This is a genomic window from Microcoleus sp. PH2017_09_SFU_O_A (assembly GCF_020738625.1).
Taxonomy (GTDB): domain Bacteria; phylum Cyanobacteriota; class Cyanobacteriia; order Cyanobacteriales; family Microcoleaceae; genus Microcoleus.
In genome coordinates, this window is record NZ_JAEQCF010000008.1 from 39502 (window position 1) to 64271 (window position 24770).

General features: G+C 45.0%; 24 protein-coding genes. 14 read left to right on the forward strand and 10 right to left on the reverse strand.

All coding sequences use genetic code 11. The annotated features are described in order from the left end of the window. Nucleotides 1-117: 117 nt before the first annotated feature. The gene (gene cas6, locus JGK16_RS05680; RefSeq protein WP_293189846.1) at nt 118-999 is read left to right on the forward strand and encodes a CRISPR-associated endoribonuclease Cas6; all 882 of its coding nucleotides are present in this window, start codon (nt 118-120) and stop codon (nt 997-999) included. Here the strand turns inward: cas6 and JGK16_RS05685 are convergent, their stop codons facing one another. Next, on the reverse strand, nt 1000-1326 hold the full coding sequence (locus tag JGK16_RS05685; protein WP_293189844.1) for an antibiotic biosynthesis monooxygenase: 327 nt from the start codon (nt 1324-1326) through the stop codon (nt 1000-1002). Nucleotides 1327-1586: 260 nt separating this feature from the next. Here JGK16_RS05685 and JGK16_RS05690 point away from each other — a divergent pair, with 260 nt between their 5' ends. Then, complete coding sequence (locus tag JGK16_RS05690; protein WP_293184134.1) at nt 1587-2057, forward strand: response regulator; 471 nt, start codon at nt 1587-1589, stop codon at nt 2055-2057. Between the two features lie 99 nt (nt 2058-2156). Then, nucleotides 2157-2450, forward strand: a complete 294-nt coding sequence (locus tag JGK16_RS05695) for a DUF2103 domain-containing protein (RefSeq protein WP_293184136.1) — start codon at nt 2157-2159, stop codon at nt 2448-2450. On the opposite strand, the gene JGK16_RS05700 is transcribed toward JGK16_RS05695, so the two are convergent. The 9 genes from JGK16_RS05700 to JGK16_RS05740 all read right to left on the reverse strand — a co-directional run bounded on the left by JGK16_RS05700 (nt 2439) and on the right by JGK16_RS05740 (nt 10531). Then, on the reverse strand, nt 2439-3065 hold the full coding sequence (locus tag JGK16_RS05700; RefSeq protein ID WP_293184138.1) for a HEAT repeat domain-containing protein: 627 nt from the start codon (nt 3063-3065) through the stop codon (nt 2439-2441). The genes JGK16_RS05695 and JGK16_RS05700 overlap by 12 nt on opposite strands. A 174-nt stretch (nt 3066-3239) precedes the next feature. Beyond that, entirely contained in the window at nt 3240-5168 is a 1929-nt protein-coding gene (locus JGK16_RS05705; protein ID WP_293189843.1) for a hypothetical protein, read from the reverse strand. Between the two features lie 402 nt (nt 5169-5570). Next, nucleotides 5571-6410, reverse strand: coding sequence for a HEAT repeat domain-containing protein (locus tag JGK16_RS05710; RefSeq protein WP_293189842.1), 840 nt, complete (start codon nt 6408-6410; stop codon nt 5571-5573). 383 nt (nt 6411-6793) lie between these two features. Beyond that, a complete protein-coding gene (locus tag JGK16_RS05715) occupies nt 6794-7663 on the reverse strand; it encodes a phycobilisome linker polypeptide (protein WP_293184144.1) in 870 nt (289 codons plus the stop codon). A gap of 174 nt (nt 7664-7837) precedes the next feature. Continuing rightward, nucleotides 7838-7945 (reverse strand): phycobilisome linker polypeptide, encoded by a 108-nt coding sequence (locus tag JGK16_RS05720; RefSeq protein ID WP_293184146.1) that lies wholly within the window; start codon nt 7943-7945, stop codon nt 7838-7840. 343 nt (nt 7946-8288) lie between these two features. Further along, complete coding sequence (locus JGK16_RS05725) at nt 8289-8591, reverse strand: phycobilisome rod-core linker polypeptide (RefSeq protein WP_363319182.1); 303 nt, start codon at nt 8589-8591, stop codon at nt 8289-8291. 151 nt (nt 8592-8742) lie between these two features. Beyond that, a complete protein-coding gene (cpcA, locus tag JGK16_RS05730; RefSeq protein ID WP_293184148.1) occupies nt 8743-9231 on the reverse strand; it encodes a phycocyanin subunit alpha in 489 nt (162 codons plus the stop codon). A 106-nt stretch (nt 9232-9337) separates the two neighbouring features. After that, entirely contained in the window at nt 9338-9856 is a 519-nt protein-coding gene (locus JGK16_RS05735) for a phycocyanin subunit beta (protein WP_293184150.1), read from the reverse strand. A 534-nt stretch (nt 9857-10390) separates the two neighbouring features. Beyond that, on the reverse strand, nt 10391-10531 hold the full coding sequence (locus JGK16_RS05740) for a hypothetical protein (protein ID WP_293184152.1): 141 nt from the start codon (nt 10529-10531) through the stop codon (nt 10391-10393). A gap of 53 nt (nt 10532-10584) precedes the next feature. Between JGK16_RS05740 and JGK16_RS05745 the strand changes: the two genes are divergently transcribed. The 11 genes from JGK16_RS05745 (at nt 10585) to JGK16_RS05795 (ending at nt 24605) form a co-directional block, all read left to right on the forward strand. Then, the gene (locus JGK16_RS05745) at nt 10585-10719 is read left to right on the forward strand and encodes a hypothetical protein (RefSeq protein ID WP_293184154.1); all 135 of its coding nucleotides are present in this window, start codon (nt 10585-10587) and stop codon (nt 10717-10719) included. Nucleotides 10720-10990: 271 nt separating this feature from the next. Next, the gene (locus JGK16_RS05750; protein ID WP_293184156.1) at nt 10991-13810 is read left to right on the forward strand and encodes a cation-transporting P-type ATPase; all 2820 of its coding nucleotides are present in this window, start codon (nt 10991-10993) and stop codon (nt 13808-13810) included. Nucleotides 13811-14031: 221 nt separating this feature from the next. Next, nucleotides 14032-15285: a DNA replication/repair protein RecF gene (locus JGK16_RS05755; protein ID WP_293184158.1), complete on the forward strand. Its 1254-nt coding sequence runs from the start codon at nt 14032-14034 to the stop codon at nt 15283-15285. Nucleotides 15286-15579: 294 nt separating this feature from the next. After that, complete coding sequence (gene psb27, locus JGK16_RS05760) at nt 15580-15978, forward strand: photosystem II protein Psb27 (RefSeq protein WP_293184160.1); 399 nt, start codon at nt 15580-15582, stop codon at nt 15976-15978. A 421-nt stretch (nt 15979-16399) separates the two neighbouring features. After that, complete coding sequence (locus JGK16_RS05765; RefSeq protein WP_293189841.1) at nt 16400-18049, forward strand: family 10 glycosylhydrolase; 1650 nt, start codon at nt 16400-16402, stop codon at nt 18047-18049. A 160-nt stretch (nt 18050-18209) separates the two neighbouring features. Beyond that, nucleotides 18210-19364: a DUF262 domain-containing protein gene (locus JGK16_RS05770; RefSeq protein WP_293189840.1), complete on the forward strand. Its 1155-nt coding sequence runs from the start codon at nt 18210-18212 to the stop codon at nt 19362-19364. Further along, nucleotides 19361-20512: a DUF3696 domain-containing protein gene (locus tag JGK16_RS05775; protein WP_293189839.1), complete on the forward strand. Its 1152-nt coding sequence runs from the start codon at nt 19361-19363 to the stop codon at nt 20510-20512. Before JGK16_RS05770 ends, JGK16_RS05775 begins: the two co-directional genes overlap by 4 nt. Nucleotides 20513-20515: 3 nt before the next feature. Further along, nucleotides 20516-21457, forward strand: a complete 942-nt coding sequence (locus tag JGK16_RS05780) for a hypothetical protein (RefSeq protein ID WP_293189838.1) — start codon at nt 20516-20518, stop codon at nt 21455-21457. Nucleotides 21458-21598: 141 nt separating this feature from the next. Further along, complete coding sequence (locus tag JGK16_RS05785) at nt 21599-22495, forward strand: polysaccharide deacetylase family protein (protein WP_293189837.1); 897 nt, start codon at nt 21599-21601, stop codon at nt 22493-22495. Between the two features lie 134 nt (nt 22496-22629). Further along, nucleotides 22630-23253, forward strand: a complete 624-nt coding sequence (locus JGK16_RS05790; protein WP_293184168.1) for a restriction endonuclease subunit R — start codon at nt 22630-22632, stop codon at nt 23251-23253. Between the two features lie 74 nt (nt 23254-23327). Next, nucleotides 23328-24605, forward strand: coding sequence for a bifunctional sterol desaturase/short chain dehydrogenase (locus JGK16_RS05795; protein WP_293189835.1), 1278 nt, complete (start codon nt 23328-23330; stop codon nt 24603-24605). Nucleotides 24606-24770 lie beyond the last annotated feature (165 nt).

Here is a 24770-nt window from a genome sequence, read left to right on the forward strand (position 1 = left end):
TCTTCGCAATATTTTCTAGCTTGCCCTTACCATAAACCATCGTGAATAGATACAAATCTTAAATTTAAAATCTAAAATCATAACTTATTTTTTTGAAAAAAGCTATATAATTAAAAAATGCCTCACAGCCTTGTTTTAAACCTACTGCCAGTTGCACCAATCCCATCCCAATTTTTAACGGGACGGCATCTCCACGCCTTATTTCTCAACCTTGTGAGTGCTGTAGACAGCGATTTGAGCGCGTACCTGCACGACCAATCAAACGAAAAAGCTTTCACATTAAGCCCTTTCCAAGTAAGCAGAAAAGAAACTTACAAAACTAGCAACCCACAGCCACAAAAGAGAGTTTTGCCTCCGGCTGCGCGCACTATTTTGCAGGCCCTACAGTGGGAACACAAGCAAGCAATTGGGGAAAATACAGCGATTTGGTGGCGCATTTCTCTGCTGGATGACGGTTTGTTCGATCGCCTAACTCAACTGTGGCAGCAACTCAACTTCGAGCGCCCGTGGCATCTGGGCCCGACAGATTTGTACGTGACTAACATTGTCAGCCAACCCACTGCAAACCAGCCGTGGGTGAATTTTTGCAATTACGCCGAATTGTTGGACAAAGCTTCGGAAACTGAGCGCCAAATTGCGTTTACCTTCTGCACTCCTACTAATTTTCGGCAAGGCGTGTACGATAGTGCGATGCCGACTAGAGAGAGTATATTTGGTAGTTTGGCAAATCGTTGGAACAAGTACAGCGAAATTGCGATCGAACCTACTTTCACAGAAGCTATTTTTCCCAGTTTCTTCGATATCCGCACCGAAGTTTGTACGGATTCTCGCAGTAAATTTATTGGTTGCGTCGGGGAAGTTAGTTACCGAATTATGGGAGATGTCAATCCGCTTGCTGTCAAGCAAATTAACGCTTTAGCACATTTTGCACTTTACAGCGGAGTCGGGCGCAAGACGCCGATGGGAATGGGAATGACGCGCCGATTGCCAAATTTTTAATTATTCACTTTTCTGCTTAATTTCACTGACGATTTCATAAACATCAGTGTCGGGAATTTTTGCAAACAAAGGCGTCATCTGCTTCAATATTTGCTGATAAGATTCGCTTTGATTGGCAGCCATCTCTTCTACGCTTTCCCAAAAAATGATGGCAATACCTTTGTCTGTATTGGGTAATTGCAGTAGGTATGCTCCCTTAAAACCTGTGGCATAAGTCGCAACGGCTTTTTCAAAAAGTTCTTCTGCTTCTTTGAATTTTCCTGGTTTAAATTCGCCAATGGCAACGTAGGCGAACTGATGTCTGAGAAAGTCTAAAAATTCTGACATATCCTTATTCCTCAAAAAATCGTGATATACCAAGTTATATTTTAGGCGATCGCCAGAAAATTGTAAAATTCGCCCCTTTAGTAGCTTCGCGCTCAGCACAGCCACGGATTTATGAGATATTGCAGCTAGCTGCGATCGCACTTTACCCGTAAAAACACGTAAAAAACGGTTTTTTGCAATAACCCTATTGAAATTTGTAGAACTTATCTGCAAAAATTCTAACAGAAAAATATCAATAAAGTAAATAATCGCTACAAAAAATGCCAAAAATATTAGTAATTGAAGACAATAACTTAATCCGAGAAACCGTTTTAGAAATTCTGAACTTGGGCGATTTTGAAGCTGTCGGCGCCGAAAACGGAAAACTTGGTGTCGAGTTAGCGATCGCCCAAATTCCCGATCTAATCTTGTCTGATGTCATGATGCCGGAATTCAACGGCTTTGAAGTTTTCGCGATTTTGCGATCGCACCCTGCCACCGCCAGCATTCCGTTTATTTTTCTGACAGCCTCCGAAATGGAAAAAGCCCTCGAACTCAAAGCAGACGGCTATCTCAAGAAACCTTGCAGCATGACAGAAATCCTCGGGGCGATCGCAACTCAACTAGAAAAACCGACTGTTACCAACCCAAAATATCAAAAAATACAAGACAATTCCGCCCGCTCAAATCTCAGCTCGCGCGCCAGGAATCAAAAATCTCGCTTTGAGATTGCATCGCTTTGCTCCCAATGACGCCCGCAGTAACATTACTGATACATAAATTCAGGGAATATCAAATTGGTTCCAGCCGGAGGTGACTTAGACTGGGTATGTTGATTTGGTAAAAAAGTCATGAAGGCACAACCCAAAGGCCGCCTAGTTTGGAATCACTCTACCCACCTTCCCGGTTTGATACCAATTTTAGAGCGCCTCACTCTCATAATGGGCATTCAAACCGTTACCCCAGGCGTCATTAACAAAGTTAAAGGACACATCCCCCACATGACATTAAGAGTGTCAGTACCCATTCGCGGGGGATTTAAAATCATTGCCAGACAAGGCAAAACCGTACAAGAAGTCTTTATATTAACCACTCTCACACAAAGGGACTTGGAAGAGACGATCGCCCAAACCCTAGCCAAATGACAATTTTTCCTTAGCAAGCAAAGCCCGGGCTCTAACTGCCAAAGTTTCATCGCTTTGGGCTATTTCCTCAAGTTTTGCCGAAACTTCCGCTAACCAATCCGGTTTAACAGTCGCAGCACCAGCCAAAGCTTGCAAACCTCCCGCCGCTGCGTAGCGAACCACCCATTCCGGATCTCGGGACGCTTGCAGCAGCGTTTTCACAGTGCGAAGTTGAGCGTCTAAAGCTTGTTCTGCGGGCATCAGTTCCCAGCAAATCGTTCCCAAACCCCTAGCCGCCGCCCGCCGCACGCTCAAAGCAAAGTCATTCGCCGCCGCATCCAGCAAAATCTCTAAACCCCTAGGATCGCCAATTCCCGCCAAAGCCCGAACAGCCCAAGCTCTCGCTCCGTAATTGTAGCCGTCAAGCTGTTCTAGAAGTGGCTGTACCGCAGGTTCTCCGATTTGAATCAGCCCGTCAACGGCGGCAACGGCAGCTCCTGGGTTGTTGTAACCGAGGACTGTAATTAATGTGGGAATTGCTTCTTGTGAAGAAGCGGCCGCCAGTGCTTTTACTGCGTTTAACAAGCCCTCGGAAGAATCTGCTTGTTCTACAGATTGAATTAGTTCTAATGCCATTTACTTATCAAATGTATCGTGACCATTGTAATTGTAGGTTGGCTCGATCGCGCGATCGAACTTTTTGTTGCGTGGGTAAGGAGCGGTGATTAACTTGAAAAGCTTCCCCAGCTCGAAATAGGACAATCTTGGTTAAAGAGTCGAATTCGCCAAAAACTCGACTCCATACCTGCGCTAGGAATTCTTGCGCTGTGCATCCTCACCCTCTTGACGCTTCCTATAAGCCTTAGCCCAAGCATAGCGCTGCGGATCTTTTTTAAGCAGATATTCCACAACTTGCCGACGCTTATTCTCATCCTTAGTATTTTTGACAACCTGCTTGAGTTCGGAATCTATATCTTCTGATTCAGCACCGCGTTTAATTGCCTCCTTAAACCAACGCTCACCCTCTGAAAATTGACTCCGCTCAAAACAAATAGCTCCCATCAAAGTGTAAGGATGATGACTCTGAGGCTGATACTCAATAGCTTTGAGCGCGCACTTTTCAGCATCACCTAGTTTATGAATATCTCGGAAAGCACCGCCCCTCGTTGTTAGCAAAGCTGACTTGAGCTTATTTTCTTTGATTTGGTCGAAGTCCAGATTTTCTGTCACCTTCAATGCACTGTTTGGTTCATCTGCCTTGCGCCAATGACTGCTGGCGTTGGGCAAGTTCCATTTGTTTCCAGTGCGCTCATATTCCTGCTCATAGAAACACGCTTCAAGCCTGTGGTACGCTATAGCAATCCTTCCATGACTAGCTAAAAGTTTTTGTTGTATTAACTGAACAACTAACACAGGATCTAGACGCTCTTCTTTCTCCAATTTTACCATAATTGCGTAAAACGGATCGAAGGGGAAATCACGATCTATAATCCGATACTTGACCTTGAGAGCAGCAAATTTCTTTTCTTGTGCAAAAGTAATTATATCCTCACGTCCATTCTTTTGTGACCAATCAATATCAGCCTCACTTAACTGCTCTCCCGATTTGATCTTAGACTTGAGACTAGCCGCATATTTGTCAATAGCAAAAGTAATTACATCCTCACGTCCATTCTTTTGCAACCAATCAATATCAGCCTCACTTAACTGCTCTCCCGATTTGATCTTAGACTTGAGAATAGCCGCATATTTGTCAAGCGCAAGAGTAATTGTCTCAGTCAGTTTACGCTTTTTAAGAAAGTTAATATCCTGCTCACCTAGCTGATTGTCTAAATCAATTTTTTTAAGAACTTTATACAGATGGCTAGAGAGGGATGAATCCTCAGATTCATTAGCTTTATACTTAACTTTCAGTTCAGCAAAGTGTCGTGTCTGTTCTATCTCCAAAACAAGATTAAGCGTTTCGCTAAGTTGATGCTCTTCCAGCCAGTTAAGTTCTGACTCGCTCAACTGCTGATCTACCTCAAGATTTTTCAGGACTTGATAGAGCGGACTTGATGCAGATGTTTCTGGGTATTCACTAGCTTTGTACTTATCCTTGAGTTGGGCAAATTCAGCTTCCCATACAGCTTTTTGTTGCCCAAAAATTTCGAGAGTATCCACCAGTTTGTTATTGACAAGCCAGTTAGCCTCTACATCACTTAATATTTCTCCTGCATCCAGTTGCTTGAGGATTTGATACAAGGGGCTATCCAGTGAACAATCTGGATATTGAGTTGCTCGGTACTTAGCCTTTAGTGCAGCAAATCGCGCCATCTCTTCAACAATAGCAACTATTTCAGTAAGCCCCTGTTCTTGCAGGTATTTAACTTCTAAGTCAGTTAGCTTATTTTCTGAGTCAAGTTTCCAAAGGATAGGATACAAAGGACTGGATAGCCGTAAATCGCGATGTCTGGTTACTTTGAACTTAGACTTGAGTTGAGAAAATTTAGCATCTAGTTTTCTTGGTTCTTCAGCCTTACGTAGTGGCTCTTGCTCGATAGCTTCTATTGTTTCCAAAAGCTCATGCTCTAATAACCAATTCCACTCGAAGTCGGTAATTTCAAATTCTAAATCAGCTTTTCGCAGAATGAGATAGAGAAGACTAGAGGGAGATGAATCTTCATATTTTGTTGCTTGATACTTAGACTTCAGCACTGCAAAATGTTGCACCTGGACTTCAAAAGGATCGTTGCTCATGGTGAATCACCCGATTTATACTTCTAGCTGCTACACAACCATCTCCCAGCATTCCGCGATCGCCCGGAGTCAAAACCAAAACTTTTTTAACTGAGGACTTATGCAGATGGTAATATTATTTTAACACGAGCTATTTCACCAACTACAGCTATAAACCTCAGTATTTTTACTGAAATTTATAAAAATTCGTACCTAAAGCCTCGTTTTTAATTCCATCAAATCATCAGCCATCGGTTCACCCGAATAAAAGGGAGAAAATAGTAGTTCTCAACTGCCTGAAATACAGATAGGGGGTAGGGAAAGAGCACGGCGCTGTGTCCTGAAATCTGCTATGTCCTAAATATACGCCAGACAATTAAGAATCGCTAAAGCAATTCTATTGCAGTTATGAACGAATTTTTTTCAAAGTAAACTATCCATTAAGTTCATAACTTGGATAGCTTCATCTGACAAAGATAGTAATACTTGTTGATTGAGGTGATGCTCCAAAACTCCTTTTAGCGCAATCAATTTCATGCTATTTTCAGCTAAAGTTTCAGCAATAGCTGGCGCTGCGGGTAAATAGCCGATCGCCCCCAAGTCCATCAAAGCCGATCGCCTCAACTGCAAATTATCCCCATTCAAAGCAGTTACCAACCGCTCTCCGTAAATGCGATCGCCAGTCAACTGATACATCGCTCGCGCCGAAGCGTACTGCACCCGCTCCACAGAATGCTCTAAAAAAGGTGAAATTAGCGGTATTGCCTCTGTCGCTTCCAGCGTACCCAAAGCTTCAATTACCGAGTCGTAAGGCTGCACGAGGTGCGATTTTCCAGGCACTCGCAGGGCTACAGCTACGCCCCCATCTAAGAGTTTCATCAGCGGTGGAATGGAATCGCGATCGCCCAGCATTTCTAGAGCTTGAGCCGCCGCTTCCCGCACGTAATAATCCGCGCATTCCAAACAGCGAGTTAGCGCCGGCAAGGCTTGTTTATCGCCCAATTTTCCTAGAGCTCGTGCCGCATTTCGCAGTAGGGAATAGTCGCCGATTTTTGTCTGTTCTGATTCTTCTTGCAAGGCGGCAATCAAAGCTGCAATCGCTGCCGGTTCCTTGACTCGAAATCTGCCTACCCACCAAGCAGCATAATAGCGGAGACTGTAGTCTTGGGAGTGCAAATTTGCGATCGCCTGTTCTATTGTTAAAGACTCGCCCTCAGCTACACCCGCTGGTGGTGAGTCGGATTCATCATAATTCATAGTCATAATTCATAGTGATTAGGGAAATCGGCGATTGAAATCGCTGCTAGACAAACAAAACCCGCCTGCGCGGGTTGGGGAAACTCGGCGATTGAAATCGCGTCTAGACAAACGAAACCCGCCTGCGCGGGTTGGGGAAACTCGGCGATTAAAATCGCCCGTTCTAGCGGACTTTGCTATTAATTATGATCCGACGATGATGCAGGCAATGATTCTGCGATCGCACAGAACCGGACAATCATAAAAAATTGATTTCTGCATCTAGTCGGATTACACTAGCTATTAGACCTTAGCCAATGGCCATTAATCTCTAGTAAATTTACTAATGACTAACGACCGATGACTACTGTTCGCGAGCGGGGACAGCACTAATAACTGATGACTAACGACTAAATTGGAGTAATGCTGGCGATTTTCCCGCCCAAGCGTTGAAATTTCTGCATTTGCGAGGACAAATCCTCACCAGGTACGATAAACGCCTTGCTGCTGTGGCGCACCCTGGGATAGCCACCCGTCCGAATGCCCGACACTTCAACGCGGAAAAGCCGCCCTTCTTTACCGTAAGCTGCCGCACCACCAAAACCGCTGCTGGGAGTTACGTTTTGTGTCGAAGACCGGTATGCCCAACCTTCGTTGCCACCAGAAGGCCCAACTACAGCAGTAGCGCTGTTAGTGCCTAATTCGACAGCTAAGCGGGAGTTATTTCCTTCGAGTTGAGATGTATCGCTGTTGGCATAGCCGCGATATAGCCGGAACATCCGGGTAAAACCAACGGTTTTTTGACCTGTCTGAGTGTTAAAGCCCCGGTAGTAAGGGACGATATTATCACCGAAACTTTCTTGATACTCTACTGAATCGATGTAAGAATCAATATCAGCATCGTAGCCTTCTGTTTGGTACAAATCTAAGTGATAAATTACTTCAGATTCGTCGTAGGGAGCGCGACCGAGCAAGTGTTTGTAGTTTAGTTCGATCGTCCGAGTTTGGAAGCTGCTGTACAAAAACTTGGTTTTGTACAGTTCCGATTTTGCCACTGCCCGCACAAATTCTCGCACCGTTAAACTGCCGTCTCGCAGGAGAGATTCAGCACTTGTCAGGCGCTCGGATTTCATCAAATAGTCGTTGCCCAGCACCTGACGGTAAACTGCACGAATCACAGTTTCAATGTCGTCTTTGGTGTAGTTCGGGCGCAATTCTACCTTAGGTGCATCGCTCAATGCGGATGTTCCCAGTCTGGACGCTGCTGTGGAAATAGCCACCAGATTTTCTCCTAAATTAATAACAAAAATTTAAAGCTTGGTTGAACTTGAGATTTTTAGGACTAAGGCCAAGATGTGTCAAATTTGGGTGCACTCCCGGCGCAGCTTGTATGTACACATCAATTAATCCTAATTTGCTAAAGACGTTTCAAAAAACATCTTTACATACAAACTTTAAGCTGTGGTAATACTTACCACTTTGCCACCACGTTTGTTGATTTGCTGCAAGCGGGTCGAAAGTCGATCGTAAGACACGAGATATTCGGTAGTTCTACACCGCACTTGGGGTGAAAACTTAGCCGCCGAACCTTCGATTCAAAAAACTTTTTCCGTTGACACTCTCAGCGCTCTTCGCGACTGAGATTCTTAAGAAATTTCGTTCTTAATATCCCTATTGCTAGGGTTCCTGGGCGCAATCCTCTTACCAAAAAATGGTGGGCTGCTATCCTTGCCTTTGGGCAAGCTCCTCAAGCGTTTAAGGGGCTAAGCCCTTGGTAACGCGAGAGTCCCCGCGTACCTTTAATATATGGTAGGAATTTGCTTCTCAGGTTTGCACCTGTGTATCCATCCCAACAATAGAGTGTAACGGCAAAAGCCCTTTTTACACTGCTAAAAATGTGAAAAATCAAGAAAGATTCACGGCGGTTAAAACCGCCCGTGCCGCTTTCATGGAAGGTCTAAAGACTCGCTCGTTTTCCGCTTGCCGAACTTTTTTTATAAGTTTCGGACTCAGGAACTCCCGCACAAAATCTTTAACTGAAATCTGCCCTTCCAGCAGGAAAGATTTGGCACTGGTAACTCGTTCGCTCGACATTAAATACTCGTTACCGAAAACTTGGCTGTAAGCGACACAAATTACTGCTTTCGCATCGTCTTGCGTCCACCGAGGGCGCAGTTCTACTCGTCTCGCTTTTTCAAATGCTTTTATTCCTAACTTTTCTGCTTTTCATGCTTGAAAAACTAAAAAGTTCTGAAAAAAGTATTTGGAAGACTCCGCTAAGATCGCAGATGCCCGGAATCGTAAACAACAGTTAACACTCAAGCTAACAGCAGCTTACATTTCCGGGCATCACGCAAATCTAGCTTAGAGCGTTGACTGCGTAGTCGAGGTAGGAATTGGCTTCAGTTGCAGCATCGCCACTCAAACCGTGGTTGGCTTTGATGTACTTGAGAGCTTCAACATACCAGCTAGGAGACAATTCAAATGTCCGGTTGATTTCGTCAATACCTGCAATCAGGTACTCATCCATTGGACCTGTGCCGCCTGCAACTAAGCAGTAGGTTACCATCCGCAGGTAGTAGCCGATGTCGCGGGAGCACTTAGCTTTACCGGTTGAGGTAGAAGCGTAGTTTGGCCCTTGCATTTGTTGAGTGTACGGGAACTTGTTGTACACAGCTTGAGCTGCACCGTCGATCAAGCGCGCAGAGTTGGCGCTCAAAGACTTGGCTGCTTCCAAACCTGCTGCTGCTTGGCGGAAACGACCGAAGGCTACTTGCAATTCGGTGCTGCTCAGGAAGCGGCCTTGAGAATCGGCGGCGGTTACTGCTTCAGTCAAAGGGGTTTTCATTGTTCTGCTGTCTCCCTAATGTTGTTTTGTTTGTACCAAAATGATTGCTTGCAAATAATGCGATCGCTCGCTTCTTTACAGGAAGAAATGTTCGGGCTCGCTATTTTTAGCCGACTGCATTAGCTGCGCGGTCGAAGTAGCTGCCGATTTCGGACATCAGCGAGCTGCAATCACCACGGGTAATGCCGTTGGGGTCGTTAGCAAGCGCGATCGCTGCTTCTTTCATTTTTTGTACGCCGGTTGCAACGGATGCACCTGGAGTTCCCAGAGCTTGGTATGTTTCGCGCAGACCGTTCAAGCAACGATCGTCCAAAACGCTGGCGTCGCCTGCAAATGTGGCGTAGGTTACGTAGCGCAAGATGATTTCCATGTCGCGCAAGCAAGCTGCCATGCGGCGGCTGGTGTATGCGTTGCCACCGGGGGCGATCAACTGAGGCTGTTCAGCAAACAAAGAGCGAGCTGCATTAGCGACGATTGTGGATGCGTTACCGGTGATGCGGTTTACTGCGTCAATCCGCTTGTTGGCGTCAGAAACCATGCTGCTGAGAGCATCTAGTTGGCCAGCAGCCAAAAATTCGCCGCGAGCGTCTGCTTGGGAAACCACTTTTGTAAATGCGTCAAACATGAACGAACTCTCCTACTTTGAGTTAATTGAGTTTGGTTGCGGTATAAAACCGTTAAGTTAAATTTGTTCAGGCTGTTGGGCCTGCAAGGGTTGAAGGTTGACGCCAGCTACTGCGCTGGCCGGCTCGATCTCTCCCTTTCCGCTACCTTCACTATTGTGACATTGCAACGGACATTTAAGAAACCTTAGAAAATTTTACATCTTTTATGAGATGCGACAAACCTTGTCAATCAGTGTTTTTGTTAACTTTCGCCTGTCGTTTCAACCCTCTGATAACCTTTATACAATGCTGGTTCCTCTTTGTTTATTACAAATTATTACGAAAACTTATTTCTGTGAGAAGGTAAATCGATGTGGGGCAAGTGGTGGCAAATCTAATCCCTGGGATAGATGCCAGATTGCAGCGGTAAACTGCCGATCGAGAGATTGTCTGTGATATTCGAGGGTTCGATGGGGAGAAAATCCGATGGGATTCGGGGATTAGGGCAGACAGGGAAAGGATTTGACGAGTTTCGATCCCTTGAAATATAGAATTCAAATGCAGCACAACATAAGTCTAGAGTTGGCTTCGATCGCCCTTTTTGTCACTCTGCCATCGCCCTGAATTGTCCCGTGGGCCGATCGCCTCTGTTGGCTTTCCCAGGGCAAAGCCGAATAGTGAAGAAAAGTTAACAAAATTTAAGTTTTGCTAAAACAAGCCCGGGGGAATAGGGAAAAAAGCAAAAATTATGTCCGATGCAGGATGTCGGCAGAATGTGGTGTTGGTAAAATCCAACAGATTGGCAGGGCGATCGGCACAACCTCAGCTTTTGAACGAAATATCACCATTTAAAGACAAAACTCAGCCGCTGGGTCTTGGGTAAAAGCCGGAGAAATTGCTAATTTTTAGTTGTAAGGTGGATAAGTGCTATCAGCGGTAGGTCTACAAACGGTGCGAGAGAGCCGCCAGACGCAGTGAAGTTGACAGCTTCCTGCTCTCTCGGCATCGAACCGGGGCCCAATACGAGTCTCAAGTTCAGCAGTTTTTGATTCAGAACTCAAAACTAAAAACTCTTTTACTGCCATCAGCCACATTCATCGGCTGTAACTTGTTCGGCCGCAGTCCCCTAATTGCCCCATGCTCGATCGTAATTTATGTCTTCAAATTCTCCATCTTCTTGGCACACCGTACCAATTGATAAAACCCTCCAGCAGCTAAGCAGTAACAAAGACGGGGGCTTGAGCAGCCAACAGGTGTCCGAACGCTTGCAGCAATACGGCCCCAATGAACTCGAAGAAACAGGAGGCCGCAGTGCTTGGTCGATTTTTGTCGATCAGTTCACCAACATCATGTTGTTGATGCTGATAGGTGTGGCGGTGGTTTCTGCATTCTTAGATATCAGGTCAAATACTTTTCCGAAAGATGCGATCGCCATTTTTGCGATCGTCATACTCAACGGCATTCTCGGCTATTTCCAAGAGCAAAGTGCCGAAAAAGCCCTCGCAGCCCTCAAAAACCTCTCTTCCCCCCTAGTCCGAGTCCTGCGGGACGGCAAAACTTCGGAAATCGCAGCCAAGGAACTCGTACCCGGAGACGTGATGCTGTTGGAGGCTGGGGTAAAAATAGCAGCAGACGGGCGCTTGATCGAAGCTTCCAACCTGCAAGTCAGAGAATCTGCTTTGACGGGAGAAGCGATCGCAGCTACCAAACAAGCCGATCTCGAACTTCCCGAAGATGCTTCGTTGGGCGATCGACTCAACCTGATTTTTCAGGGGACAGAAGTTGTTCAGGGACGGGCCAAGGCGATCGTCACCAACACCGGAATGCAAACGGAATTGGGCAAAATTGCCGCCATGCTTCAGTCAGTAGAAACCGAACCAACTCCCCTACAACAGCGGATGGGACAGTTGGGAAATGTTCTAGTCTCCGGCGCCCTAGGCTTAGTGGCAATTGTCGTCATCGGTGGGATGATTACCTTCAACAACGGCAGCATTGGGTTCGATACCAGCAGATTTGAAGAATTGTTAGAAGTTTCTCTCAGCATGGCTGTGGCTGTCGTTCCCGAAGGACTTGCGGCCGTCGTCACAGTTACTTTGGCGCTGGGAACTAGGCGGATGGTGAAGCGAAACGCTCTAATTCGCAAACTGCCGGCTGTAGAAACTTTGGGTTCGGTAACAACCATTTGTTCCGACAAAACAGGTACTCTGACTCAAAATAAAATGGTAGTGCAGCTACTATCTACAGGCGACTGCACTATCAGTGTTGCAGGCGACGGCTATGCCCCGATCGGAGATTTTACCGATCGGCATACCTCGACCCAAATTAATAATTTAGAAGAATATCCAGAACTCGAATCTTTATTAATTGCTTGTGCAGTTTGCAACGACGCAGTATTGCAGCACGAACAGCAAGAATGGAAGATTTTGGGCGATCCTACGGAAGGAGCTCTGCTATCTTTAGCGGGAAAAGCAGGCATTTATAGGGAAAAACAGTCTCAATTGCTGCCGCGCACGGCGGAGTTTCCTTTTTCTTCCGAACGCAAGCGGATGAGCGTAATTTGCGAAGTACCCGGACATTCGGGACATTCGGGCTTTCCCGCACCAAACGGACAGCAGCAGAATTATTTGATGCTGACGAAAGGTTCTCCCGAGTTGACTTTGGAGCGCTGTCAAGGAATTATAGTCGGCGATCGAGTACAACCTTTAAACCAGGAAATGCGCGATCGCATCCTCGCCGAAAACAATAACATGGCAAGCGGGGGTTTGCGAGTCCTCGGGTTTGCATACAAAATCTGGGAAAACGTGCCGCCCGAAGGTTCCGAGGAAATCAGCGAACAAGAGATGATTTGGCTGGGACTCGTCAGTATGCTTGACGCGCCGCGCCCGGAAGTACGGGAAGCCGTGGTGAAGTGCCGCGATGCAGGGATTCGGGTGGTGATGATTACAGGAGATCACCAGTTGACGGCACAGGCGATCGCCTACGATTTAGGTATTGCGACAGAGGGCGATCGAGTTCTCACCGGTCAAGAATTAGAAAAGCTCAGTCAAGAACAACTAAAACAACAAGTCGAACACGTCAGCGTTTACGCCCGCGTCTCCCCCGAACACAAATTGCGGATTGTCCAAGCTTTGCAAAGTTTAGGCAAATTTGTCGCCATGACAGGCGACGGAGTTAACGACGCGCCCGCCTTGAAACAAGCCGATATCGGCATTGCAATGGGGATTACCGGCACCGATGTCAGTAAAGAAGCTAGCGATATGGTACTCCTCGACGACAACTTCGCAACAATTGTCGCCGCCGCCGAAGAAGGACGAGTTGTTTATACCAACATTCGCCGCTTTATTAAGTACATTTTGGGCAGCAACATCGGCGAAGTTTTGACAATTGCCGCTGCACCTTTATTGGGTTTGGGAGGAGTACCGCTGACGCCCCTCCAAATTTTGTGGATGAACTTAGTAACAGATGGCGTTCCGGCTTTGGCCTTAGCCGTGGAACCAGCCGAACCAAACGTGATGAGAAAACCTCCTTTCAGTCCGCGCGAAAGTATTTTTGCCCGGGGTTTGGGTTCTTACATGATTCGGATCGGGATTATCTTTGCAATTTTGACGATCGCGATGATGTCCTGGGCTTACGGATATACTCACACTCCCGGACACGGCGATCCAGATGCTTGGAAAACCATGGTATTTACTACTCTGTGTTTAGCGCAAATGGGTCATGCGATCGCAATTCGATCTAACACTCAGCTAACGATCGAGTTAAATCCCTTCACTAATGTTTTTGTGTGGGGAGCTGTGATTGTGACTACTGCTTTGCAATTAATGTTGATTTACGTTCCACCGCTGAGAGCATTTTTCGGAACTCACTATTTAACGCCTTTTGAATTGATGATTTGCTTCGGATTCAGCGCCCTAATGTTTGTCTGGATTGAAATGGAAAAACTGTTCGTGCGCTTATACAAAGCTCGCAAATAGTGTTAACGGCTGACGGATAATGAGCGCTGTTTCATTATTCGTTAGGTCGCTGACACTTGGCAAGATTTTCAACACCATCAAGTCATAGCAAGCACAACGATCCGCAAAAAATGGAATTCCACCGATTTGCCCTTGAATTAGGTAAGGTACACAATGCACACCCTACGATGACTGTATTACCAATAACTAATAACGAATAACAACTAACCAATAACAATATTATGTATTTGAAAACACTGCACCTACGGCAGTTTCGCAACTACTTCGATCAAAAGGTAGCCTTTGACGCTCCCAAAACCATATTAGTAGGAAATAACGCCCAAGGCAAATCTAACCTGTTAGAAGCGGTAGAGTTGCTTTCGACATTAAAAAGCCACAGAGTATCGCGCGATCGCGACTTAATCCTCGACTCAAAGCCGATCGCCCAAATAGATGCTACACTCGAACGTCAAACCGGAGCGATCGACTTATCTTTAACACTGCGCTCCGGGGCGCGCCGCAGCCTGAAGCTCAACGGCGAACCGCTGCGCCGCCATTTAGACTTCTTGAGCGTCATCAATGTAGTACAATTTTCCTGTTTGGATTTAGACTTAGTGCGCGGCGGGCCCGAAGGAAGGCGCAACTGGATCGATCGGCTAGTCATCCAACTAGAGCCGATTTACGCTCACATTTTGCACCAGTACAACCAAATTTTGCGCCAGCGAAACGCTCTGTTAAAACGTTCTAGAGAAACCAGAAAAACAGAATTTTCCCAAAGTTTGGACAAAATGCGATTTATCGGATCTGAAACTCCCGAAGACCAAAATATCGCAGAATCCCCAATGCCCAATGCCCCATTCCCAATGCCCAATGCCCAATCCCCCATTCCCAGTTCAGAATTAGCCTTGTGGGACGCACAGTTGGCGACAGCCGGGGCTCGGGTAATCCGCAGGCGCGATCGTATTTTGGAACGTTTGATGCCTTTAGCGCGCAATTGGCACGGTTCAATTAGCGGTTCCACAGAAGTTTTAGATGTCAAATACGATGCTAATATTGAAGTCAGCTCGGAATTAATCGGTAAAGACAATCTCGAAGGAGTGCGGCAAGCATTTTTAGAGAAAATTCAAAAAAGGGCGATCGCAGAACAATTTCAAGGAACCACCTTAGTCGGCCCGCACCGCGACGACATTACATTTACAATTAACAATACTCCAGCGCGCCAGTACGCATCCCAAGGTCAGCAGCGAACTCTCGTACTAGCATTAAAATTAGCCGAATTGCAGCTTATTGAAGAAGTCGTGGGCGAAGCACCTTTACTATTGCTCGACGACGTACTTGCAGAACTCGATCTGAGCCGCCAAAATCAACTTTTAGAAACAATTCAAGAACGATTTCAAACTCTGATTACTACCACTCACCTAGGCGCTTTTGACAGTCAGTGGCTGCGCCAGACTCAAATTCTATCCGTCGTTTCCGGACAAATCAATCAATTTTAGATTTGAGAGTTGAGATTGATAAATCATATTATGTCTGCTCACTTATCCCTAATAAAAATAGTTTGTAGTGAGGACTTTAGTCCTAGTAGTGGATGCGGACTAAAGCCCGAACGATCAAACCAATTTGATTGTGGTCGTTCGAGCGGATATGATATCAATCTATGTGAGATTGACAAATTTTACTTTTCATGGTATCCATGCAAAAATCTTGAAAAGTTGACATAATTAGGTCAATTCGAGATAGGATAAAGGTTAATTTTGATTGCCGCTTTCGCCTCCATTTTTCTAAGCCTTATGAAGCATTACATTTCCCGTCTGTTAGCTCTGGTATTAGTTGTTGTCATCGGCGTAGCAGGCTGTACCAATGTTCCTGCCACTCTGAGCGGAGACTACAGCAAAGATACATTAGCATTAGTCACCAGCTTGAGAACAGCGCTTACTTTGCCAGAAGGCACGCCGGAAAAAGCAGCCGCTCAAGCCACTGCTCGCACAAGTATCAATGATTTTTTCGCAGCATACCGCCGCGATCCCGCTCTTACAAAGCTGGCATCTTTCACCACAATGCGGACGGCATTAAACTCTTTGGCTGGACATTACAGTTCCTATCCAAACCGTCCCGTTCCTGAAAAGTTGAAAAAACGTCTTGAGTCGGAATTTCAGCAAGTAGAATCTGCTCTCAATAGAGGAGCTTAATCTCAAACATTAGGGATAAAAGATAATTTGAATAATTCATCTTTTATCCTTAATATTTGATAATCAACAATTTTTAGTAGAAATATCAACTGCTTTTAGCGCCGGCTGTACCCAGGCGCTTTTTTTGCAGGATTTTGCTGTAGGGTTAGCCGCCATTGACATTTGCATTGTGCGATCGACTTGTGCCATAACTAGGTCAGTCCATTTTAGATTTGAGATTGACTGACTCCACAGATTAGTCTGGGAAATTTAACTTTGATCTAAGATTAGGGTTCTCCACAACTCGATTGGGGGGCTTGCACCTGTTGTTGGACGGGGTAAACCTAAAAAAAAGTAGAAAATTTGTAGCTGTGCGTCTGCGCGATCGCCAAAAATGCGATCGCCACCCAATTTCAACTAAAAAACCAGATTCAATTATCCCATGAAAATTGCACCAACTCGCATCGCCAACTTTCAATCCCAGCGACGCTGTTTAAGTGCGGTAACTGCTGTTTTAACCAGTAGCTTCATCAGCCAGCTTGTTTTGCCATTTATCGAAAATCAACCAGCTTTTGCCGAAACATCAGCCTATTGTCAATTATCCAAAGAGCAAGTCAATCAAAAAGAAGACTTGCGCCGCGCCGCCCTGTCAGGAAAACCGGAATCCCAGCAAGCATATTTTGCCGTCTTGAGCAAACACGCACGGGAAATCGCAGAATGCCGCCAAAAAACTTGGCCCGAAACCCAAGCAGTTTGGTTGCGTTTATATCCCTGCGATGTCAGGCCCGGAGAGATCGATCGCGTATTAGACAAAGTTGTCAACAAAGGCTACAATCAAGTCTACGTCGAAGTGTTTTACGACGGTCAAGTGCTCCTCCCAGCCGCAGATAATCCAACTGCTTGGCCTTCGGTTTTGCGAAATCGCGGCTACGAAAAGTATGATTTGTTGGAAAAGGCGATCGCCAAAGGCAAACAGCGAGGATTAAAAGTATACGCCTGGTTATTTACCATGAACTTTGGCTATACCTATGCTCAGCGTTCCGACAGACAGCAAACCCTCGCCCTCAACGGCAAAAATCAGACAAGTTTAACAGTAATTCAAGACGCAGGTTTAGACGACCAAACCGGAGAAAGTCACGCCACCCACGCCTTTGTCGATCCCTACAATCCGCAAGCAAAGCAAGACTATAGTTTGTTAGTAAATCAAATAGTCAAGCGCAGGCCGCAAGGAATGTTATTCGACTACATTCGTTATGTGCGGGGCGTCGGGCCTGCCTCAGTTGCTACCAAAGTTCAAGACTTGTGGATTTACGGTTCAGCATCACAGCAAATGCTTTTACAGCGGGCTAACAATCAGCAAGGACGAGATTTAATTCAGCGATATTTGACTAAAGGATTTATCAATACTAATGACGTTCAAGCAGTAGTCAAACAGTATCCAACCGAGCAAGAACCTCTTTGGCAGGGGCGAATTCCGCGAGCGATACCAGTAGCAACTCCAGCTTCTAGAAGAGGGAATAGCACATCAAAAGCAGCTTCAATAACTCCCGCTACCAAATCGCAAAACCCTGCAACTCCCACACCAAAACCGACACCAACACGGCCGCTTCCCGATACCGGCATTCTGCAAAAAGACCTCTGGCAACTGAGCGTTGCTCACGCAGTCCAAGGAATTTTAGATTTTTTTGGGATGGCGACTCAACCAGCTCAAAGAATGGGGATTCCTGTAGGAGCGGTGTTTTTTCCTAATGGAAATGAAAAGATAAATCAAGGGGGATTTGATTCGAGATTGCAGCCTTGGGACAGGTTTCCGGCTGGGGTGGAATTCCACGCGATGTCTTACGGCAATTGTGGGAATGTAAGCTGCATTGTGCCGCAGGTGCAGCGGACGTTGAGTTTAGCGCCTCCGGGAGCAAAAATCATTCCTGCTATTGCCGGAGATTGGGGAAAATCTCTGAAAAATCGTCCGTCTTTGGAGATTCAAATGCGGGCAATTCGTGCTGCAACGCCGCAAATTAATGCGGTGAGCCATTTTTCTTTTGGGTGGCAAGAACCGGAGGATGAAAGGGCGCGGCAAACTTGCCGGTTGTAGTCTAATTATTTGTAGAGACGCAATTCGTAGCGTCTCTATAAGCGGCAATTTGTGCGATAATTTTTGGAAATGTTCCTTCCTGTTAGGAGCGCAGCGTCATCCAAGTTTTATTAGGACAATACGGAATTATAATAAAAGTTAACACAAAGGAGTATTTCCTATGGTAGGTCAGCCAGAACTAGAACAGCAAGTATCCAACCAAGATTCAATGATTAATGACTTAAATTTGAGTCAAGAAGAAGATAACGGTGATGAACTTTATGAAACCGACAAATTGATATACGATCCTGATGAAATTAATATTTTCACCAGAGAACCAACCATCGAGCAACTCCTAAGAAGAATCAATGAGGAAGCTCTTGACTTAGCACCCGACTTTCAGCGTCATGCAAACATCTGGAAAGATGACGCAAAAAGCAGACTGATTGAATCTATCCTGATTCGGATTCCATTACCAGCTTTTTATATAGATGCAACTGATGAAGATAAATGGTTAGTTGTGGATGGATTGCAGCGGCTATCTGCTCTGAAGCAATTTATGAGCGATAAAACACTCAAGTTATGCGGACTAGAATACCTGCTCAATTTAGAGGACAAAACTTACGATGAAATAGAACGCAGATACCAGCGAAGAATTGAAGAGACTCAGGTGACAGTTTATTTGATTGAAAAAGGTACTCCTCCTGAAGTTAAATATAATATTTTCAAACGAATTAATACAGGTGGATTGCCCATGTCTCCTCAAGAACTGCGCCATGCTCTCAACCCCGGTAAGGCAACAAAATTCTTAGCTAAACTTGCTATATCTACTGAATTCCAGCAAGTTACTAAGCTGAGTAAGTTGCGTAAAATGCGAATGGACGATCGCGAATTCATACTAGGTTTTTTAGCGTTTACGCTTACATCTTATAAAGATTATCAATCTGAAAAGAGAAATTTGTTTTTAAGTAAAGCATTATCTAAAATTAACAATATGTCGGAACCCGAATTAAAAGTAATTGAAAATAATTTCATAAAAGCTATGGTAGCAGCCTGGAAAATCTTTGGGAAAAATGCGTTTCGTAAAATCTCCCAACACCAAACAAAAATGTTTCCGATTAATAAAGCATTGTTTGAAGTTTGGTCTGTTAATCTCAGTTTGCTTAGCGACGAACAACTTGATATATTGAAGCAGCAAAAGGAGCAGTTGATTGAAAAATTTAGAAACTATGTAGATAGCGATCGAGATTTTCTGACTTCTATTTCTCAAGCAGCGGAAAAAATCGAGTACAGATTTATGATAATTGAACAAATAATTCAGGAGGTGTTGACATGATTACTTCGCTCCACTTGCTCAACTTTAAACCTTTTGCGAATCAGTTATTGCAATTCAAAAAATTAACGTTATTTTCCGGTTTGAACAGCACGGGTAAATCTTCTGTTATGCAATCGCTCCTACTGCTAAGACAATCTTACCAACAGGGTTTACTGCCAGAAAAAGGGTTGGCACTTAATGGCTATTTTGTGAATATCGGTACTGCTAGAGACGCACTTTTTGAGGGAGCAAAAGAAGACTTCATTGGTTTTGGCATTGTTTGGGAAAATAATAACAAAGCGACATGGCGTTTCAAATATGACAGAGAAGTAGATGTGTTAAACATTGACTCGGAACCAGTTAGCTCTGAAGTCTATAAATCGAATCTTTTTGGCAATGATTTTCACTATCTTCAGGCAGAAAGGCTTGGGCCGCGCCCATTTAATGAAATGTCTGATTACCAAGTACGACAGCTCGGTCAACTGGGAATTAAAGGCGAATATGCTGCACATTTTCTTGCTATTAATGCGCGTGCGACTATCCCTAATAGTAATCTCAGCCATCCCGATGTAAAGTTGAAAAGGCAAAATTTGGCACAGAATGCGAATAAATCAATGGATTTAATCGACCAAGTTGAGGCGTGGATGGGAGAAATTAGTCCAGGGACGCGCCTTAAAATTGATGCCAAATCGGATGTCGATTTGATGAGTTTTCAATATTCCTATGGAGATAGCAATCCTTACCGTGCAACTAATGTGGGATTTGGAATTAGCTACACTTTACCGATTATTGTAGCGGCACTTGCATCAACACCGGGTACAATACTTTTAATTGAAAATCCTGAAGCACATCTTCATCCCAAAGGACAAGTTAAAATGGGTGAATTGTTAGCTTTGGCAGCTAGCGGTGGCGTTCAAGTGGTGATAGAAACTCACAGCGATCATGTTTTAAATGGGATTCGCCTAGCGGTTCACGGGGGGAAACTTGATCCGAAAGATGTTCAGTTGCATTACTTCCAGCGTCAAAATCAAGAACAACAAGCTATGACTGAAGTAATATCTCCAAAGATCGATCGCAACGGACGAATCGATCGCTGGCCCGATGGTTTTTTTGATGAGTGGGACAATAGCTTGGAGATTTTGTTGGAACCTGCGGTGCAAGGAGAGTAAGTAATGGATTTGGAGATGGTGTTTAATGAACTGTCCGCGCGAAATCTTGCTCCTGATATTTCTATAGCACGACAATGGATGTCGGAATTGATTAGTACGATGCTTGAAGCTAAACGCTGTGGGCTGAAGGCAATTCGCATTCCAGCAGATTTTCATGCTATGGTTCTCGCAGAAAACTATCCTCTTGCTAGTTGGCGTAACGATAATCAAGTTAATCGAGATGAGCGGACTTTTCTGAGAACTCTGGCAACTAAGACTCCTTTATCCGTTGATATTTCCGATCTAAAGATTAAAATAAAAGTTGAAGATCCAAATTGTGAGTTAAGTTTACAGGGTAGCCAAGCCGAAGGGTTTAAAGTTGCTCACTATCTTGAAACACTGGCAATTAGTCTGAATTCTGAATTGCTGTGGAATAGCAGTCGCATCAAGTTAGAACTAACACAAATTGATGAGAGTGGGGAGCTGATAGAAGAAATTGTAGAGGTTATTCATGCTAGTCAGAAAAACCACGTTATCGAACACGATGATTGGATTCAAAAGCGCCAGCTAACAGGAGTTATTGACGGTTTAGAGCTTTGGAACCGTCGAGCTGAGTTATTCTCCAGCCTGGAATTTTGCGATCGCCTTAGCGAACAGATACAAAGCGTTGTCGATCCAACAATGTTACGACAAATTGTCAGAAAGTTATTTGAGCTTGAGGCATTATCCAAAAATTGGACAGACGGAGCGCTGGATTTAGAGAAGCTTCCTAGCAAGGTATCTCCAGAGAGCGAGTCAAGGCTTAAGCAGTTTAGAGAGCAACTAAATATTAAATGTCTTGACGGAACAAAGCGTATGTTCAGTTTGCACGTCCGCATGACACCGGGAGCTTGGCGACTTCATTTCTGCACAGAATTAGGGCCGGGAAAGATAATCATTGGGTATATTGGCCCCAAAATACAATAATTTTAAGATTCGCCAAACTTTTAGCTGAAGGTTTTGGCGTGGCGTAAATCGCTGTTTTTAAACAAAAATTAATTTAGCCAACTCTCAAGCTGGCAAAGCTGTAAGCGATAATTAGATCGTTAACAGCAAATAGTACAGTGCATGACTCGCAAATTTACTAAAAAATCTGCAATTCAAACCTTTATACTTGTCGTAGCGCTCGCCCTAATTTTGCTATTTCCCGATCGCCTAAAAACTGCGAATTCAAATTCGTTAGCCCAAATCCCCCCTTTTGGCAATCCCCCGCCCAACCTCCTCAAACCACCCAAACCCCAAATACTTCCTTCTCCCGCCGCAACTCCGTCTCCCAAACCTGTCGTAGAACCTTTAGTATTCGCACCACCGGCGCAATTTCGCGGACAAATTGTTTACCAAGCAAGTATCAGCGACTCAAAAGTTATTGCCCTGACTTTTGATGATGGCCCAACTGCGGAAACTTTGAAAATATTAAAAATATTGCAGAAACATAATGCGGTTGCTACATTTTTCTGCTTGGGTGCAAATTTGCGAGAGTATCCCGAAATTGCCAAACAAGTAGTAAAGGCCGGAAATGCGATCGGCAATCATACTTGGCATCACTTTTATCACAATGTCACGGAAAAAATAGCATCGGATGAAATAGATAATACTGGCGTTCATATTTATCGATCGACTGGCGCGAAGAGTTTGTTGTTTCGTCCTCCCGGTGGGCGCTTAAATAACGGTTTTGCGGATTACGCCAAAAAGAAAAATTATGTGGTGGTGATGTGGTCGATCGATCCTAAGGACTTTTCGCAACCTCCGGCGGCTGCTATAGCCCGTACTGTGCTGTCTCAAGCGACATCAGGGGCGATCGTATTGTTGCATGACGGTGGTGGCGATCGCCAGCAAACAGTCGAGGCCGTATCTGCAATTATTCCCAAACTCAAACAGCAGGGATACCGTTTTGTCACCGTACCGCAATTACTGGAAATGCAAGCAGCCCAAAAACAGGAAAAGGGCGATCGCAAATCCCAATAAACACACCTTGTATCTCATCTGCGTACCCTTCGGGAAGGCTTCGCCTACATCCGCGTTAATCTGCCTTTATCTGCGGTTCAAAATCCCGATCGTGCTAAACTTATGAATAACCATAAAAACTTTTATCAATCATCATGCAAAAACTACAAGCAAGAGATATCAACCTCCGCTATTTAATCGACAACTTCGGTTTACAGCGAGTGCGGAATCAAGAGTTTTTCCGAGAATGGCAAGAAAACTTGCCCGAAGTAACAGACTCGGAGAAACAATTGCTCGATCGCGTTCAAGACATATACTTTAACTTAGTAGACACCCCGCCTGTGTTGGAGAATGCAGTCAAGCTAACAATCATCAGCCCGATTTTGTTTATTGCCGGTCTCTTTGAGTCTCCTTTTCAAGTCAAAGCCGAAAAGTCGATCGCCATTCAAGAAGAAGACGAAGGCAGAATCATCGAAGGTAGAATAGATATCTTAATTATGAAAGCAAACCTATGGGTGACAGTAATTGAATCCAAACAACTTGCTTTCTCAACAGACGAAGCACTTTCCCAACTCCTGACATATATGCTGGCAGATCCGAATCCAGAAACTCCTACTTTTGGGATGATTTCCACAGGTGCTAACTTCTCTTTTGTCAAGTTAGTCAGAGGCGAAACTTTGCAGTATGCCCGATCGCCTGAATTTGTTGTTTCCAATCCCGGCAATGAATTGTACCGCGTTTTGCAGATTTTAAAACGCCTGAGTCAATTGCCAGACTAGCGAGAAAAGCCATTTTGAGCTATCTTTCAAAGCAGACAATCATCTAATATCTCAAATTTCAAACTGGTGCGAGCATGGTAAATTACTGGATAGTCGGCGCTGTAGCAATAGCTTCTGTCTTTTGGGCAGAAATCATCCGAGACTTTTATCACGTCGCGTCTCATTATGTGCCGCCACTGCAAAAGCTGCACAATTGGCATCACCGGGTTTTTCGCCCGAATTTGACGCCCGTCAGCGAGACAATTTACAAGCAAGCGCACTGGCGTCACGATGTGCCCGAAGCTGCGGCGATGATGGTTTTGGGCTTGTTGCTGTGGGTTTTAGCTTATTTTGCGTTGCCGCAATATCACTGGGGCGCAGCAGCGGGTTGTATTTATACTTTAAGCTTTTTGTTGAGTGCGATCGCCCGCGCGATCGGAATCAAAGGCGCAGACGAGTTAACCGACATCACCCACCAACCGGGAAACTTCCAAACTATCCCCGGTAAATGGTTTGTGAATAAACCTTACCACTGGAAGCATCATTTCGACAATCAAAATGCTTACTATTGCGGTACTTTCACCTTAATAGATAAACTTATGGGTACAGCACTTTCTCTCAAAGGCAAAACTGTCGCCGTCACCGGCGCATCAGGAACATTGGGGCGTTTGCTTCTGAAACACCTGCACAAAGCTGGTGCAAAAGTTATCGCCCTCTCCTCTGGAAATGAGGAAATTACTGTGAATGTAGACGGCGAGATTTTGCCTGTAAAAACCGTAACTTGGCAGGCTGGCGAAGAGGCTGATTTAGCTAAATTGTTAGAAAAAATTGATATTCTCGTCATCAATCACGGGATTAATTTACAGAAAGAAAGAACCGGAGAGGCGATCGCAAATTCCTACGAAATTAACACTTTTTCGGCATGGCGGCTGATGGAACTGTTTTTCTTAACAGTTCGCACTAATGAAAATATAGCTTGCAAAGAAGTTTGGATCAACACTTCCGAAGCCGAAGTGATTCCCGCTGTCAGTCCCCTGTACGAACTCAGCAAGCGTGCCCTGGGAGATTTAGTCACTCTGCGACGGCTGGATGCGCCCTGTATCGTCCGCAAACTGATTTTAGGGCCGTTCAAAAGCAACTTAAACCCGATCGGCATTATGTCTCCTGACTGGGTAGCGCAGCAAATTGTCAAACAAGCTAAAGCCGATGTCCGTAACATCATCGTGACGATTAATCCTTTGACTTTGATCGTTTTCCCAGTTAAAGAATTCTTTGTTTCTTCGTATTTCCAACTCTTCAGCCGCAAGACAGTTGCAGAGATTAAAGCAGCGGCGACAGCGGAAAAATCCAATGTTGAAGCTAAGATTAATTGACAAAGCATAAACGCAGAAAACCGGGCGGTTGGAAACCGCGGCTACACAGACACTCACGCGCCTCCGCGGGTTGAAGACAGGCCGTTTAATTTACGTTATTATCTTCAGTCCGCGGAGGCGGACATCGTTTGTATAGACGCGGTTTCAACCGCCGAGTTTCAACCG